General features: G+C 72.8%; 12 protein-coding genes. 5 read left to right on the top strand and 7 right to left on the bottom strand.

All coding sequences use genetic code 11. The features are described from left to right. The first annotated feature begins 247 nt into the window (after positions 1 to 247). A complete protein-coding gene (locus tag ACIRQ9_RS39335) occupies positions 248 to 1,828 on the top strand; it encodes a protein kinase (protein WP_404185292.1) in 1,581 nt (526 codons plus the stop codon). A 10-nt stretch (positions 1,829 to 1,838) separates the two neighbouring features. Here the strand turns inward: ACIRQ9_RS39335 and ACIRQ9_RS39330 are convergent, their stop codons facing one another. Then, entirely contained in the window at positions 1,839 to 3,458 is a 1,620-nt protein-coding gene (locus ACIRQ9_RS39330; RefSeq protein WP_404185289.1) for an MFS transporter, read from the bottom strand. 256 nt (positions 3,459 to 3,714) lie between these two features. On the opposite strand from ACIRQ9_RS39330, the gene ACIRQ9_RS39325 reads away from it, so the two are divergent. Then, positions 3,715 to 5,604, top strand: coding sequence for an arabinofuranosidase catalytic domain-containing protein (locus ACIRQ9_RS39325; RefSeq protein WP_404185286.1), 1,890 nt, complete (start codon positions 3,715 to 3,717; stop codon positions 5,602 to 5,604). A 255-nt stretch (positions 5,605 to 5,859) separates the two neighbouring features. Next, entirely contained in the window at positions 5,860 to 6,744 is an 885-nt protein-coding gene (locus ACIRQ9_RS39320) for a PP2C family protein-serine/threonine phosphatase (protein WP_404185283.1), read from the top strand. Here ACIRQ9_RS39320 and ACIRQ9_RS39315 read toward each other — a convergent pair. The 4 genes from ACIRQ9_RS39315 to ACIRQ9_RS39300 are packed head-to-tail and all read right to left on the bottom strand — an operon-like array spanning position 6,731 to position 10,774. After that, positions 6,731 to 7,744 carry a sugar phosphate isomerase/epimerase family protein gene (locus ACIRQ9_RS39315; protein WP_404185280.1) on the bottom strand — a complete coding sequence of 338 codons (1,014 nt, stop codon included), beginning with the start codon at positions 7,742 to 7,744 and terminating at the stop codon, positions 6,731 to 6,733. The genes ACIRQ9_RS39320 and ACIRQ9_RS39315 overlap by 14 nt on opposite strands. Further along, on the bottom strand, positions 7,741 to 8,847 hold the full coding sequence (locus tag ACIRQ9_RS39310) for a Gfo/Idh/MocA family protein (RefSeq protein WP_404185277.1): 1,107 nt from the start codon (positions 8,845 to 8,847) through the stop codon (positions 7,741 to 7,743). The genes ACIRQ9_RS39315 and ACIRQ9_RS39310 overlap by 4 nt, the downstream gene beginning before the upstream one ends. Next, positions 8,844 to 9,962, bottom strand: coding sequence for a Gfo/Idh/MocA family protein (locus ACIRQ9_RS39305; RefSeq protein ID WP_404185274.1), 1,119 nt, complete (start codon positions 9,960 to 9,962; stop codon positions 8,844 to 8,846). The genes ACIRQ9_RS39310 and ACIRQ9_RS39305 overlap by 4 nt, the downstream gene beginning before the upstream one ends. Next, the gene (locus tag ACIRQ9_RS39300; protein ID WP_404185271.1) at positions 9,962 to 10,774 is read right to left on the bottom strand and encodes a sugar phosphate isomerase/epimerase family protein; all 813 of its coding nucleotides are present in this window, start codon (positions 10,772 to 10,774) and stop codon (positions 9,962 to 9,964) included. Before ACIRQ9_RS39300 ends, ACIRQ9_RS39305 begins: the two co-directional genes overlap by 1 nt. A gap of 83 nt (positions 10,775 to 10,857) precedes the next feature. On the opposite strand from ACIRQ9_RS39300, the gene ACIRQ9_RS39295 reads away from it, so the two are divergent. Further along, the gene (locus tag ACIRQ9_RS39295) at positions 10,858 to 11,487 is read left to right on the top strand and encodes a TetR/AcrR family transcriptional regulator (RefSeq protein ID WP_404185268.1); all 630 of its coding nucleotides are present in this window, start codon (positions 10,858 to 10,860) and stop codon (positions 11,485 to 11,487) included. Positions 11,488 to 11,699: 212 nt separating this feature from the next. On the opposite strand, the gene ACIRQ9_RS39290 is transcribed toward ACIRQ9_RS39295, so the two are convergent. Beyond that, positions 11,700 to 12,605: an amidohydrolase family protein gene (locus ACIRQ9_RS39290; RefSeq protein ID WP_404185265.1), complete on the bottom strand. Its 906-nt coding sequence runs from the start codon at positions 12,603 to 12,605 to the stop codon at positions 11,700 to 11,702. Between the two features lie 167 nt (positions 12,606 to 12,772). Further along, on the bottom strand, positions 12,773 to 13,036 hold the full coding sequence (locus ACIRQ9_RS39285; protein ID WP_404185262.1) for a DUF2630 family protein: 264 nt from the start codon (positions 13,034 to 13,036) through the stop codon (positions 12,773 to 12,775). 207 nt (positions 13,037 to 13,243) lie between these two features. Between ACIRQ9_RS39285 and ACIRQ9_RS39280 the strand changes: the two genes are divergently transcribed. After that, positions 13,244 to 15,016 (top strand): ABC transporter ATP-binding protein, encoded by a 1,773-nt coding sequence (locus ACIRQ9_RS39280; RefSeq protein ID WP_404185258.1) that lies wholly within the window; start codon positions 13,244 to 13,246, stop codon positions 15,014 to 15,016. Positions 15,017 to 15,114: the final 98 nt, after the last annotated feature.

Genomic DNA, 15,114 nt, shown 5'->3' with positions numbered 1-15,114 from the left:
CCGCGGGGAGAACTTTGCAGCACAGCCGCTCCCGGGGGGGGGGCCCCCGCCCCCCCCCGGGCACCCCCGCCGGCCCCGGGGCCCCCCCCCCCCGGCCGCCCCGGGCCACGGTCGTGTACACCCGAAGCACACCAACTGATATGAATAATCACCGCAGGCCACGTCCGCGCGGATGCCGAGGGGGGGCTCCGCCGGACATGGGGCGGTCCGCCGGGGCGGTGACGCGCTCAACGCCCCGGAGACGTTCATGAGAAGTCTCGATCCCACGGATCCGCCGGCCGTCGGCGGCTACCCGCTGCTGGCCCGGATCGGCGACGGAGGGATGGGGCAGGTCTTCCTCTCCCGCACGCCCTCCGGCCGGCCGCTGGCGCTCAAGACCGTGCGCGGCGAGTTCGGCCTGGACCCGGGGTTCGAGGAGCGGTTCGCGCGGGAGACGGCCAGCAGTGACCGGGTCCGGTCGCCGTGGACGGTCTCGGTCCTGGACTTCAGCCCGCCGGGACAGCGGCCGCAGTGGCTCGCCACCGAGTACGTGGCGGCGCCCACCCTCGCCGACTGGGTGGTCCGGCACGGTCCGCTGCCCGAGGCCGCCGTCCGGGCCCTCGGAGCGGAACTCGCCGAAGGGCTCCAGGCGGTGCACCGGGCGGGACTCGCGCACCGGGACGTGAAGCCGTCCAACGTGCTGCTCGCCGGCCGCCGTCCGCTGCTCATCGACTTCGGCATCGCCCGCGCCGCCGACGACACCCGGCACACCCGCACGGGCGGTGTCATCGGCTCGCCCGGCTACATGGCCCCCGAACAGATCACGGGCGGAGCCGCGGCGGAACCCGGTGACGTCTTCGCACTGGCCGCCGTCCTGGTGTACGCGGCGACCGGCCAGGGGCCCTTCCTGTTCCGCGGGGAGGAGCCGTCCGCGGCCCAGCTGCTCTACCGGATCGTGCACGAGGAGGCCCGTCTCGACGACGTACCGCCGTCGCTGGCGCCGGTCCTGGCGGCCTGCCTGGACAAGGCTCCGCGGTCCCGTCCCACGGCGGCGCAGCTGCTGGAGCGGCTCGGGACCGGTGCCCCGGCGTGGGCCGCCGTCCTGCCGACGGGACTGGCCGCGGACCTCGCCGCGCGCGAGTCCGAGCTGGGAAGCCTGCTCGCGGGCCCGGCTGCCGTCGCGACCGTGCGCACGCCCGTGCCGCCGACTCCGACGCAGGGGTTCGGGCCGCCGCCCGCGCTGCCCTCCGGCCCGTCGTTCGCGCCCGGCGCACCGCCCGTGGCCCCGCGTACGTCGGCCCGGACCCGGACCGCGGTGCTGGCCGGCGGCGCGCTCGCCGCCGCGGTGGCCGTCGCCGTGGCCGTCTGGGCGAGCGGCGCCGGCGACGGCCGGGCCTCGGAGCGCACGACGCCGCCGGCGACGCGCTCCGCGTCCGCGTCATCGACGGACGCGCTGCCCGCCTCCTGGGTCGGTACCTGGAAGGGCACCGGACCGGGCAACCCGTCGGCCGACGGCGTCACGGCGTTCCGTACGACGACCGTGTCCGTGACGGTCACCCTGCACACGGCGCGGCGGGGCGAGCGCGTCGGCCGGCAGGTCAGCCATGTGACCCAGGCGGGCACCGGCCGGGACATCGGCTGCACCGAGACGCTGCTCCTCCAGGAGACGCGTGCCACGTCCATGGTCTTCCAGGCGGTCACCAGCACGCCCACGGACCCCTCGACCGGCGGGGTCTGCGCACCGGGCAACGTCTACATCCTGACCGCGGACGGAGCCGACGCGCTCCGGCTCGGTGACGAGGGCAGTCAGACCACCGGATCCCCGTCCCGGCTCGACCGCGTCGGTTGACCGGCCCGCGTCAGTGCCGGTGCGGGCGGGGCGAGGACACCGGGTGCGGTCCGCTGGACTCCCGCAGGCAGGCGACGTACAGCTCCCTGGAGGTGGTGATCAGCTCGCGCTGTTCCGCGCGCGAACCCACCATCGGGCGGGATCCGCTGAGCGGGACCTGCGCGGTCTCCGGCAGGAACCGTACGGTGACCAGACCGATCGCGCCGGCCAGCATCAGGTAGTACGCGGGCATCAGGTCGTCGCCGGTGACGTTCACCAGTGCCTCGGTGACCAGGGGCGTGGTGCCGCCGAACGCGGCGACCGCGATGTTGAAGCCGATGCCCATCGCGGCGTACCGCACGGCCGTCGGGAAGAGGGCCGGCAGGGTGGCGGCGCTGGGAGCGGCGAAACAGGCCAGCAGGGTGGAGAGGACCAGTACGCCGACGACCGGCGGCCAGGTCCCGTCCCTCTTGATCAGCTCGAAGGACGGCACCGCGAGCAGGATCATGGCGGCCGCGGAGACCCCGTAGACGGGACGGCGTCCCACCCGGTCGCTGAGCCGGCCGATGAAGGTGATCAGCAGGACGATCCAGACCATGCCGATCAGCACCAGCACGTCGGCGGACCCGCTGGACCGGTGCAACGTCTCCGTCTGGTAGGTCGGCAGGAACCCGGTGACCATGTAGTTGGTGACGTTGTACAGCAGCACCAGGCCCATGCAGATGAGGAGCGGGCGCCAGTAGCGGGTGACGACGTTCTTGAGTTCACCGCCCGCCGAGGCCTGCGCGAGGCTCTTCTCGTGATCGTCCAGTTGCTGCTGGAAGGCCGGCGACTCCTCCAGCTTGAGCCGCATGTAGAGGCCGATCACGCCCAGCGGACCGGCGATCAGGAACGGCAGGCGCCAGCCCCAGCTGAGCATCTGGGCGTCGGTGAGCAGCAGGTTCAGCACGGTCACCAGGGCCGAGCCGAGCGCGTAGCCGACGAAGGTGCCGAAGTCGAGCCAGCTGGACAGAAAGCCGCGGCGCCGGTCCGGTGAGTACTCGGCGACGAAGGTGGTCGCGCCGCCGTACTCGCCGCCGGTGGAGAAGCCCTGCACCATCCGGGCGAGCAGGAGCAGGATCGGCGCGGCGATGCCGATCGTGGCGAAGCTCGGGATGAGCCCGATGGCGAAGGTGCCGAGCGCCATCATGATCATGGTGGTGGCGAGCACCTTCTGCCGGCCGACGCGGTCGCCGAGCGGTCCGAAGAAGAGTCCGCCGAGGGGCCGTACGACGAAGGCGGCGGCGAAGGTGGCGAAGGAGGAGACGACCTGGGCACCGGGCGAGGCACCCGGGAAGAAGACCTTGCCGATGGTGGCGGCCAGGTAGCTGTAGACGCCGAAGTCGAACCACTCCATGCAGTTGCCGAGCGCCGACGCGCCGACCGCGCGCCGCAGCAGCGGGCGTTCCACGACCTGGACGTCACCGCTGCGGAAGGCCCGCTCGTTCCGGCGCATCCTGCGGGCGAGTTCGTCCCGGACCTGCCGGGGCAGTTCGGAGAGTTCGTCGGTCACGACTCCGGCCACGCCGCCGCCCCCTTTCCTGGTCTCCGTTCCCTGTCGCCGCGCGCTCAGCTGTTTCGCTGAAGCGAATTGTGTGACAGGTGCGAACATCTCGCACGAGAACCTGCTGCCCCGGGACGACTGGTTCACACGCGTGAACTGTGCTCCCGCAATGAACGGCTTCCGGACGGGGCGGCCGGGAGCGTCGGGGGCGCCCCCGATTCCCCCATACCCCCACAGCAGCCCACGCTCTCGGACTTGGTACGAACCAAAAAGGAAACAAATGTTGACGCGGTCGAACAGGGTGCGTAGGTTCCGGGCCGAGCCGACGGACCCCTCCCCCACCCCGGCCCCGAAGGGATGTGCCATGCGTACTGCCCTGCCCGCCTGGAATGTCATGAACTCACCAAGATTACGCCCCGGACCCCGCCCGCTGCGGTCGCGGGCCGTCGCCGTGCTGGGCGTCCTCGGGCTCGCTCTCGGGCTGCTGCTCGGGCTGCCGTCCGCGTCCCAGGCCGCGGGCTCGCTGCCCTGCGACATCTACGCCGCGGCCGGCACCCCGTGCGTCGCCGCGCACAGCGTGACCCGCGCCCTGCTCTCCTCCTACACCGGCCCGCTCTACCGGGTCACCCGCGTCTCCGACGGCGCCGCCACCGACATCGGGCAGCAGGGCGGGTACGCGGACGCGGGGGCCCAGGACGCCTTCTGCGCGAACAGCGGAGGCTGCCGGATCACGAAGATCTACGACCAGAGCGGCCGCCACAACGACCTGACGCCCGGACCGGCCGGCACCGCCGGCATGGGCGACGACCGGGGCGCCGACGCCTCGGAGATCGCCGTCACCGCGGGCGGTCACAAGGTGTACGGCGTCTGGATCTCGCCCGGCGTCGGCTACCGCTACACCGGAGTCGCCTCCGGAGTCGCCGTGAACGGCCAGGCCGAGGGCGCGTACATGGTGGCCAGCGGCACCCACGTGGGCTCCGCCTGCTGCTTCGACTACGGCAACGCGGAGAGGACCCCGGCCGACACCGGCAACGGGCACATGGACGCCGTCTCCATCGCCACCACCTGCTACTTCGCCCCGTGCACCGGAACCGGGCCCTGGGTCGAGGCCGACCTGGAGAACGGCATGTTCCAGGGCGACAACGGCTCCAACACCGCCAACCAGGGCAACAAAAGCACCTTCGTCACCGCCGTCCTGAAGAACAACGGGCAGACCCGGTACGCGCTCAAGGGCGGGAACTCCCAGACCGGCGCGCTGACCACGTGGTGGGACGGGGCGCTGCCGACCCGGGGCGGCTACCAGCCCATGCACCAAGAGGGCGGCATCATCCTGGGCATCGGCGGCGACAACAGCAACTGGAACCGGGGCACCTTCTTCGAGGGCGTGATGGTCTCCGGCTATCCCACCGACGCCGCCGAGAACGCCGTCCAGGCAAACATCGTCTCCGTCGGCTACAGCGGACAGACGGACGTGCCCAACGGCCCGCAGGGCACGATCACCGGCCCCGGCGGCACGTGCGTGGACGTCGCCGCGGACGACACCGGCGTCAACGGCGCGGCCGTACAGCTGTGGGACTGCCAGACGTACGCCGAGGACCAGCACTGGACGCACAACCCCGACGGCTCGCTCTCCACGCTGGGCCGCTGCCTGGACATCGAGAACAACGGCACCGCGGGCGGGGCCAAGCTCGAACTCTGGGACTGCGACGGGGTCGGCGGCCAGAAGTGGGTCCAGCAGGCCGACGGCTCCCTCCTCAACCCCCAGTCCGGACGCTGCCTCGACTCGCCCAGCGGCGCCACCGCCAACGGCACCCGGCTCCAGATCTGGGACTGCAACGGCGCCGCCGCCCAGAAGTTCTCGGTGAACGGCGGAGGGCCGGTCAAGGGTCCCGGCGGAACGTGCGTGGACGTCGCCGCCGATGACAGCGGCGGCAACGGGTCCGCCGTCCAGCTCTGGGGCTGCCAGTCGTACGCGGTCGACCAGCACTGGTACCACGGCTCCGACAACTCACTGCGGACGCTGGGGCGTTGCCTGGACGTCATCGGGAACGGCACCGCGGCCGGCACCAAGGTGGAGCTGTGGGACTGCAACGGGGTCGGCGGCCAGAAATGGGTCCAGCAGGCCGACGGCTCCCTCCTCAACCCCCAGTCCGGACGCTGCCTCGACTCGCCCAGCGGCGCCACCGCCAACGGCACCCGGCTCCAGATCTGGGACTGCAACGGCGCCGCCGCCCAGAAGTTCGGCCTGAGCTGAGCCGGCACGGGCCGGGGGTCTCCTTCGCGGTGGCACGTCTTCGCGCTGGGGCGGCGATCGGGCGACCGGACGCCGAGGGGACCCCCGGCCGCGTGCAAGGTGCGTGCCCCCCGCTGCCTCCCGGCCCCCGGGGGACGCGCTCCGCGAACCCCTGGCCGGCGCCGCGCGGAGTGCGGGCGTCCGAACCGGATGTGAGACTGCTGAACGCCGGGGACCGCGGGCGCCGCTCCGACGGAGACGAGGAGGCGAGGGCCGGTGGTGACGTCGGATGCCGGTGACGACGCCTTGCGGGAGTTCCTGGCCGAGGCGGTCGGCAGGACCGCGGACCTCGCCCCCGCCCTGTCCCGCTGCGCCGAGGCACTCGGGCTGCATCACGCGGTCGCCTATCTCGCCGACATCCAGCAACGGCACCTGATCCCGATCACCGACGTGACCCCGGCCCTGCCCATCGACGACTCGCCGGCCGGCTGGTCCTACCGCACGCAGTCGCTGCGGGTCGAGCCGACCGGGGGCGACACGGTGACCGCCTGGTTCCCGCTGATCGACGGCGCCGAGCGGCTGGGCGTCCTCGCCGTGCGCACGCCCGCCCTGTCCGCCGTCTCACTGGCCGGCGGCCGGGCGCTGGCCACGCTGGTGGCGATGATGCTCACCTCCCAGCGCGCCTACAAGGACTCCTTCGTCCGCCGCAACCGCACCGAACGGATGCGGCTGCCGTCCGAGCTGCTCCGCGCGTTCCTGCCGCCGCGGACGATCGGCGACGCCCGCGTGGTCTCCACGGCCGTTCTCGAACCCGCCTACGAGCTCGGCGGCGACGCCTTCGACCACGCCCTGACCGAGTCGGCGCTGAACGCCGCCGTCCTCGACTCCATGGGCCACGACGTCGCCTCCGGGCTCACCAGCGCCCTCTCCCTGGCGGCCTGCCGCAACGCGCGCCGGGTCGGAGCCGAGCTGCCCGAGCTGGTGCGGACCGTCGACGAGGCGCTGGGCGAGTGGCTCCCCGACCGGTTCTGCACCGCCGTCCTGGCCCAGCTCGACCTCGACACGGGTGTCCTGCGGTGGTGCAACTGCGGGCACCCCGCCCGGCGGGAGGGGAACCGGATGAGCGGCCGGACTCCCCCCGATGCCGCTACTGGTTGCTGAACGCGGCGTCGAACGACGCCTTCGGAACGGGCCAGAGCAGGGAGCGGACGAAGGTCACCGCCTCCGCGGCGCCGTGCAGGCGGTCCATGCCCGCGTCCTCCCACTCGATGGAGATGGGTCCGTCGTAGCCGATGGACTCCAGCGCCCGGAAGGCGTCCTCCCAGGGGACGTCGCCGTGACCGGTCGAGACGAAGTCCCAGCCCCGGCGCGGATCGCCCCACGGCTGGTGGGAGCCGAGGACGCCGGCGCGGCCGTTGCGGGGGCGCAGCCGGGTGTCCTTGCAGTCGACGTGGTAGATGCGGTCCTTGAAGTCGGTGATGAACCCGACCGGGTCGATGTTCTGCCACATCATGTGGCTGGGGTCCCAGTTGAAGCCGAAGGCCTCGCGGTGGCCGATCGCCTCCAGGGCGCGGACGCTGGTCCAGTAGTCGTACGCGATCTCGCCGGGGTGCACCTCGTGGGCGAAGCGCACTCCCTCCGCGTCGAGCACGTCGAGGATCGGGTTCCAGCGGGCGGCGAAGTCCTCGTAGCCGGCGTCGATGACGGCGGCCGGCACCGGCGGGAACATGGCGACGTAGGGCCAGATGGCGGACCCGGTGAAGCCGACGACGGTGTCGACGCCCAGCTTGCGGGCCACCCGGGCGGCGCGCTTCATGTCCTCGGCGGCCCGCTGCCGCACCCCTTCGGCGTCTCCGTCGCCCCATACGTACGGGCGCAGGATCGCCTGGTGGCGGAAGTCGATGGGCGCGTCGCAGACGGCCTGCCCCGCCAGGTGGTTGGAGATGGCGTGGACGGTGAGTCCGTGCCGGTCCAGGATCTCCAGGCGGGACGCCGCGTAGGCGTCGTCCTCGTCTGCGCGCTTCAGGTCGAGGTGGTCGCCCGAGGCGGCGATCTCCAGGCCGTCGTAGCCCCACTGCGCGGCGAGGCGGGCCACCTCCTCCAAGGGCAGGTCGGCCCACTGGCCGGTGAACAGGGTGACGGGGTGGGTGGCTGCGGTCATGCCGGGTCCTCCGTGGCGGGTGCGGTCTCGATCCAGGTGCCGCGTCCGGCGGCGGAGGCCAGCACGGCCTCGGTGAGCCGGGCCGCGCGCAGCCCGTCGGCGAACGTCGGCATCCCCTCGGGGTGTCGGCCGTCCCGTACGGCGTCGTAGACGTCGGTGACGAACGCCGTGAAGGCGTCCTGGTAGCCGAGGGCGTGGCCGGGCGGCAGGACCGACAGGCGGGCGGAGTCGGGGGCGGCGGCGCCGGGGTCGCGGAGCAGCAGCCGCGATCCGTCGCGCTCGCCGATCCACAGTTCCTCGGGGCGCTCCTGTTCGAAGCGCACGCTGCGGCGGGTGCCGTGCAGTTCCAGCGTGAGGCTGTTCTTGCGGCCGGGCGCGAGCTGGCTGACGAGCAGGGTGCCGAGCGCCCCGTTGCCGAGTTCGACGAGGAGCGCGGCCGTGTCCTCGTTGGTGACCTGTTCGCCGCCGCGTTCGGGGAAGACGGTCCTGGTGCGGGCGGCCAGGCGGTGGATGCGCTGTCCCGAGACGAATTCGACGAGGTCGCAGAGGTGCGAGCCGATGTCGGCGAACGCCCGGGAGGCGCCGCCCGCTTCCGGGTGGGCGCGCCAGTTGGTGTCGCCGGGGTCCAGGAGCCAGTCCTGGAGGTAGCCGGCGTCCAGGGTGAGGACGGTGCCGAGCCGGCCCTCCGCGACCAGGGCGCGGGCCTGACGGGCCATCGGGTGGTAGCGGTAGACGAACGGGACCGCCGCCACCCGGCCGGCCTCCCGTGCCGCCCGGACCAGCCGCTCGGCGTCGGCCGCGGTGGTGGCCAGGGGCTTCTCGCAGATGACGTGCGCGCCCGCGGCCAGTGCCGCCAGGGTGTGTTCGGCGTGCAGGCGGTTGGGGCTGCACACGTGGACGACGTCGAGGTCGCCGGCCTCGGTGAGGCGGTGGGCGTCCGGCTCCGAGCGTTCCACCCCGAGTGTCTCCGCGGCCCGCTCGCCGCGTTCTGGGGTCGAACTGGCGAGGGCGGCGGGCACGCCGCGGGCGGCCCGGCTGGCTCGCGTGTGCACGGCCGCCATGAAGCCGCCGCCGATGAACCCGGCCCGCAGGGGCCGGTTCACAGGGTGGCTCCGAAGGGGTCCCGGTCCTCGGGGACGAGCGGTATCTCACCGGCGGTGCTGGCGACCCGGACCGTCTCGCCGGAGGTGACCGACTCGTCCACGCAGATCATGGTGTCCAGGACGTGGTAGCCGAGGTCTCCGGAGGCGATGTGCGGGACGTCGCCGCGGATGGCGCGGGCCATGTCCAGGACGCCGAGTCCGCGTCCGCTCTCGATGCCGACGGGCGGGACCGTCTCCCACGCGGGGTCCTGGCCACGTTCCTGGACCCGGGTGATCCGTACCTCTCCCGCGAAGGTGTTGGGGTCGGGCAGCACCAGCGTTCCCTCGGTGCCGGTGATCTCGACGAACCCGGTGCGGGTGAGCGGGGAGTCGAAGCTGAACACGCTCTGGCCGACGCCGCCGCCGTCGAACTGGAGGAGCGCGCAGACGTGGGTGGGCACGGCGACGGCGAACTCGGCGCCCGCCCGCTCACCGCTCCTGACCGTCCGTACCGTGCGGGCGGTGGAGCCGACCGCGGCGACCCGGCTGACCGAACCGAACAGGCAGACCAGGGCGGTGATGTAGTAGGGCCCCATGTCGAAGAGGGGGCCGGCGCCCTTGGCGAACAGGAACTCGGGGGCGGGGTGCCAGAGGTCGGGTCCGGCGTACTGCATGACGGTCTGCGCGGACAGCGGGGTGCCGATGTCGCCGCGGGCGACGGCCCGCAGCGCGGTCTGCAGTCCGGGGCCGAGCACGGTGTCGGGGGCGACGCCGACCCGGAGTCCGGCGGCGGCGGCCCGGTCGAGCAGGGCGCGGGCCTCGGCCCGTTCGACGGCGATGGGCTTCTCGGACCAGACGTGCTTGCCCGCGTCGACGGCCGCGGAGCTGACCTCGGCGTGGACGGCGGGGACGGTCAGGTTGACGACGATGTCGACGTCCGGGTGGGCGAGGACGTCCCCGGCGGTGCCCCACTGCTCGACGCCGTACGTGCGGGCCTGGGTCTCGGCGCGCCCCGTGTCGAGGTCGCCGACGACGGCCACCCGCAGGTCGGGGAACCGGGTGAGGTTGGTCAGGTACTGGTCGCTGATGTTGCCGGCGCCGATGAGGCCTACGCCGACCGGGTGCTGTGCGGCCATCAGGCGATGCCCTTCCCGTTGAGGTAGGCGACGCCCGTCGCGATGCCTTCGAAGATGTCACCGTCGTAGTGGTCGAACTCGATGATCGCGTACTCGGCGTCCGGGGCCGCGGCCAGCGAGGCGTCGAGCGCGATCTCCCCCCGGCCCGCGGGAACCTGGCGGGTGTCGGCGGCGTCGAAGGGGGCGCCGGAGGTGAACGGGTCGTCGATGACCGGGCCGTCCTTCACGTGCAGGGCCCGCACCCGCGAACCCAGCCTGCCGAGCAGCGACACGACGTCGTAGCCGCCGGCCGAGGCCCAGAACAGGTCTATCTCCAGGGCGACTTCCGGTGCCAGCAGGTCGGCGAAGCGGTCGAAGGCGTTGACACCGGCGACGGTGTGGACGAACTCCTGCGAGTGGTTGTGGTAGCCGACGCGCAGCCCGTGGTCGGCGGCGCGCTTGGCGGCCTCGTTGAGCAGCGCGGCGGTACGGGCGATCTCCGTCTCGTCGGCCCAGCGGGCGGCGGGGACGAACGGGTCGAAGAGGATCTCCACGCCCAGCCGCCGGGCGGCCAGGAAGGTCTCGTCGAGGGTGGGTGCGGGTGCCCCCTCGGCGGTGGCGCGCTCCGGGGAGAGGAAGCCGGCGTGCCCGGTCGGGGCGGACAGGCCGTGCCGGGCGAGCGCGTCGGCCAGTTCGGCGGCGCGGTGCACAAAGCCGAAGGCCTCGACGTTGCGCAGCCCCAGGGCGGCGAGGCGGCCCAGGGCCGCGTCCTCGTCGGCTTCCAGAGCGTGCCGGACGGAGTAGAGCTGCACCGACATCCGCGGTGTCGACATGGTGGACTCCTCTCGGGGTGGACGACCGCACAACAGAATACCGACAGGGGTGATGGTTTCTAGAGGGCGATTAACATCTCCGTATGGCAAAGGCGAGCGCGCGGCAGGGGACGGCCCCACGGAACTACCCCAAGGGGGAGCGCCGGCGCGCCCAGATCATCGAGGCGGCGTTCACCGCGTTCGGCCAGGTCGGGTACCGCAACGCGAGCATGGTGCAGCTCGCCGCGGCCTGCGACGTCTCGCGCGCGGGCCTGCTCCACCACTTCCCGACGAAGGAGTCACTGCTCGAAGCGGTCCTGGAGGAACGGGAACGCCAGGACGACGCCCACTTCTTCGGGTCGGGCGCGGTCAACCGCGACGGCCTGGAGTACTTCGCCAGCATGATCCGGCTCGTCGCGCACAACCAGGCCAACCCGCTGATCGTGAGCCTGTTCGCCGTGCTGTCGGGCGAGGCGACGGCGGCGGACCACCCGGCCCGCCCGTACTTCGTGGCACGGTACGAACGCACGCGCCGGCAGATGCAGTTGGCCGTCGACGACCTGGTGCGTCGCGACCTGCTGCGGCCGCACGTGGACGCGTCGGGACTGGCCGCGGACCTGATCGCGTTCATCGACGGCCTGCAGATCCAGTGGCTGCTCAGCCCCGACGCCATCGACATGCCGGACCACCTGCGCAAACTGCTGCGCGGCCTGATCAGCGTCGAACTGCCCTAGCGCTGCCGCCCACTGACCGACCGTCATGTCGCGAGGCGGCCGGGCGAAACGGCGTTCAGGATCGCGGCCCGCCACCGGTGCCGGCCGGGGACGTGCGGCGGCTGACCTGTTCTCGATCGACCCCGGTCGCGTCGGGCTCGCGGAGCCGGGAGCCGGGATGCCGGCCACGGGCGGCTCCGCCCGCACGAGGATCAACGCGATGCGCGGCGGGATCACAGCCCGAACAGCCGCGCCGCGTTGTCGTGGCACACCGCCCGCAGCCAGTCCTCGCCGAGGTCGAGTCGCTCCAGGGCGTGCAGCTGATGGGCGTACGGATAGGGGATGTTGGGGAAGTCGGAGCCGAGCAGGACACGGTCGCCCAGGGCGGCGACCCGCGGCAGGGCGGCGCGCGGGAACGGCATGAACTCCTCGGTGAAGTCGGTGAACACCATCGTCGTGTCCAGCCGCACCTCCTCGAACCGTTCGGCGAGGCCAAGGAAGTCCTCGTACTCGGGCATCCCGAAGTGGGCGACGATCAGCCGCAGCCTCGGATGGCGTGCCAGGACGCGCGCGATCGGCTCGGGGCCGGTGTGCTTGCCGGGCGCCGGACCAGAACCGCAGTGGATCACCACGGGGATCCCGGCATCGGCCAGCAGTCCCCAGGCGGGCCGCAGAAGCTCGTCGGCCGGGTCGTACGCGCCCACCTGCACATGCGCCTTGAAGACCCGGGCGCCCGCTTCGACGGCCTCGCGGACGTACGACTCCACGCCCGGTTCGGGATACAGGGTCGCGGTGTGCAGACAGTCCGGGGTGCGCCGGGCGAAGTCGGCCGCCCACGCGTTCAGCCACGCTGCCATGCCGGGCTTGTGCGGGTAGAGCATGGCGGTGAAGGCCAGGACGCCGAACTCCCGCAGCAGCGCGGTGCGTTCCGCCTCCTCCCGCCGGTAGGCGATCGGCCACTCCAGCCCGCCGGTCAGCGGCCCGCTGGTGTCGAAGTAGTTCCAGACCTTGTGCAGGACGCGTTCGGGCATGAAGTGCGTGTGGACGTCGACCAGTCCCGGCAGCCCGAGGCGTTCGCTGAACCGGTGGACCTCGGCGGCCTCCGTGCGGCCGGCCGGTGCTGTGCGGTGATCGTTCATACCGTCACGATCGGCGCCGGCGACCGGAGAGTCCAGCCCCGCACGACGCATCCGTGCACGCGCGGTGCGGGCGGGCGGTGCCGTGTCGCGGGACCGCCCGCCCCGAGCACCGGGCCGTGACACGTGGGGCGCTCCGCCCCGTGACCACGGCCCGGCCCGCGCGGCGGTCAGGACAGATAGCCCTCCACCTCGGACGCCGGGCGGACCGTCGCCTCCGTGGGGTCCTGTCCCGCCGCGATCCTGGCCCGGCGCTGCCGGAGCAGGTCCCAGCACTGGTCCAGTTCGGTCTCCAGGTGCGCCAGCAGGGCGTGCTCGGTCGTCCCGTCGATCTCCTGCTGCGCCAGGCGCTCGCGGAGATCCTTCTCCTCGCTGATCATTTGCGTGATGCGGCCGAGTATCCGCTGTTCGGCCTCGGCCTCTGATCCGGTCATGGCTGCCTCTTTCCGGACGACGGAGTGGATCACGACTGCGCCGGGGCGCCCGCCGTTCCGTCGCCCCTCTCCCCCACCTTCTCCCACTCGGCCCCCGCACGCATCGCCCGTCCGGCCGGCCCCCTGTCGGCGTGGGGCGCGCGGTGTGTACGGTGACCCGCGGAAAACGGTTGTCAGGGGCCGGGCGCGCAGGGAGGACCACCACCGATGGCGTCGACGTGGGAACGGCCGCTCGACCACCGTTACCGAGGCGAACACCCCGTCCGCACGCTGCTGTACCTGCTGCGCGCCGACCGCCGCAGCCTGGTGGCCGCGGTCCTGGTCTTCACCGTCAAACACAGCCCCATCTGGCTGCTGCCGCTGATCACCGCTTCGGTCGTCGACACGGTGGTGCAGCACGGACCGGTCGCCCGGCTCTGGACGGCCGTGGCGTTCATCATGACGATCCTGCTGGTCAACTACCCGCTGCACGTGCTCTATGTACGGCTCCTCTACGGCAGCGTCCGCCGCATGGGCACCACGCTGCGCTCCGCCCTCTGCACCCGCATGCAGCAGCTGTCGATCGGCTACCACTCCCGGGTCAGCGCCGGTGTCCTCCAGGCCAAGGTCGTACGCGACGTCGAGACCGTGGAGCAGATGGTCCAGCAGACCGCGGAGCAGGGCCTGGGCGCGCTGACCGTGCTGGCCGGCGGGCTGGTGATCATCGGCGTCCGCACCCCGGAGTTCCTGCCCGTCTTCCTGGTGGTGGTTCCGGGCGCGACCGTGCTGGTGGCCCGCCTGCGGTCCCGGCTGCGCACCCACAACGAGCACTTCCGGCACGAGGTGGAGACCCTGTCCTCCCGGGTGACGGAGATGACGCGGCTCATCCCCGTCACCCGCGCGCACGGCCTGGAGCGCAAGGCGCTGCGGCGCATCGACGGCACCCTGAGCCGGCTGCTCACCTCCGGGATGCGCCTGGACCTGGTCAACGGCCGTTTCGGCTCGCTGGCCTGGGTGGTCCTCAACGTGATCGGCGTCGCGGTGCTGGCCGCCGCCGCGCTGGTGTCGTACTACGGCGTGTGGGGTGTCTCCGCCGGTGACGTCGTCATGCTCAGCGCCTTCCTGACCACCCTCACCAACTCAACGACGACCCTGACGAGTCTGGCGCCGGTCGTCACCAAGGGGCTGGAGTCGGTGCGGTCGGTCGGCGAGGTGCTGCAGGCTCCCGAGCTGGAGGACAACGAGGGCCGGGCCGAGGTCACCGCGGTCCGCGGCGCGGTCGTGTTCGACCGGGTCGGCTTCGGCTACGAGGACGGCGGCCGCCCCGCCGTGGCGGACTTCACCCTCGACGTGAGGCCGGGCGAGACCGTCGCTCTGGTGGGCGCCTCGGGGGCCGGCAAGTCCACGGTGCTCAACCTCGTCATAGGGTTCATCCGGCCCACCTCCGGCCGGCTGCTCCTGGACGGCACCGACATGAGCGGCCTGGACCTGCGCACCTACCGGCGGTTCGTCTCGGTGGTCCCGCAGGAGTCGATCCTCTTCGACGGCACGGTCCGGGAGAACGTCGCCTACGGCATGGAGGACGAGGCCGACGAGCAGGCGGTGCGCGCGGCGCTGCGCGACGCCAACGCGCTGGAGTTCGTCGACGAGCTGCCGCTCGGCCTGGACACCGTGGTCGGCGAGCGCGGCGCCCGGCTCTCCGGCGGCCAGCGTCAGCGCCTGGCCATCGCCCGGGCGCTGATCCGAGATCCACGGGTCCTGGTGCTGGACGAGGCCACCTCGGCGCTGGACACCCGTTCGGAGGCGCTGGTGCAGCAGGCCCTGACGCGTCTGCTGCGCGGCCGTACCACCTTCGTGGTGGCCCACCGGCTGTCCACGGTGCGCGGTGCCGACCGCATCGTGGTGATGGACGACGGCCGGATCCGGGAGATCGGCACCCACGAGGAGCTGCTGGGCCGGGGCGGCGCCTACACCGCGCTCCACGGTGGCCAGGTGGCCTGAGCGAGGGAGACGGGGCGCGCGGCGGCCGGGCGGCCGGGGCGCGGAAGTGTCCGCTGCCGTGGAGCGGCGACCGGGCCGGCGGCCTCCGTCGCGTCGCC

The sequence above is a fragment of the Streptomyces sp. NPDC101237 genome, from assembly GCF_044767465.1.
Classification (GTDB): domain Bacteria; phylum Actinomycetota; class Actinomycetes; order Streptomycetales; family Streptomycetaceae; genus Streptomyces; species Streptomyces gramineus.
The sequence above is the reverse complement of the archived record's forward strand: the minus strand, read 5'-3'. Positions and strand labels throughout refer to the sequence as shown.

Bases quoted from the DNA above. Each gene is read 5' to 3' on its own strand.
- ACIRQ9_RS39335 (WP_404185292.1), top strand. From the start codon at position 248: ATGAGAAGTCTCGATCCCACGGATCCGCCGGCCGTCGGCGGCTACCCG.
- ACIRQ9_RS39330 (WP_404185289.1), bottom strand. From the start codon at position 3,458: ATGTTCGCACCTGTCACACAATTCGCTTCAGCGAAACAGCTGAGCGCG.
- ACIRQ9_RS39325 (WP_404185286.1), top strand. From the start codon at position 3,715: ATGCGTACTGCCCTGCCCGCCTGGAATGTCATGAACTCACCAAGATTA.
- ACIRQ9_RS39315 (WP_404185280.1), bottom strand. From the start codon at position 7,744: ATGACCGCAGCCACCCACCCCGTCACCCTGTTCACCGGCCAGTGGGCC.
- ACIRQ9_RS39305 (WP_404185274.1), bottom strand. From the start codon at position 9,962: ATGGCCGCACAGCACCCGGTCGGCGTAGGCCTCATCGGCGCCGGCAAC.
- ACIRQ9_RS39300 (WP_404185271.1), bottom strand. From the start codon at position 10,774: ATGTCGACACCGCGGATGTCGGTGCAGCTCTACTCCGTCCGGCACGCT.
- ACIRQ9_RS39295 (WP_404185268.1), top strand. From the start codon at position 10,858: ATGGCAAAGGCGAGCGCGCGGCAGGGGACGGCCCCACGGAACTACCCC.
- ACIRQ9_RS39290 (WP_404185265.1), bottom strand. From the start codon at position 12,605: ATGAACGATCACCGCACAGCACCGGCCGGCCGCACGGAGGCCGCCGAG.
- ACIRQ9_RS39285 (WP_404185262.1), bottom strand. From the start codon at position 13,036: ATGACCGGATCAGAGGCCGAGGCCGAACAGCGGATACTCGGCCGCATC.
- ACIRQ9_RS39280 (WP_404185258.1), top strand. From the start codon at position 13,244: ATGGCGTCGACGTGGGAACGGCCGCTCGACCACCGTTACCGAGGCGAA.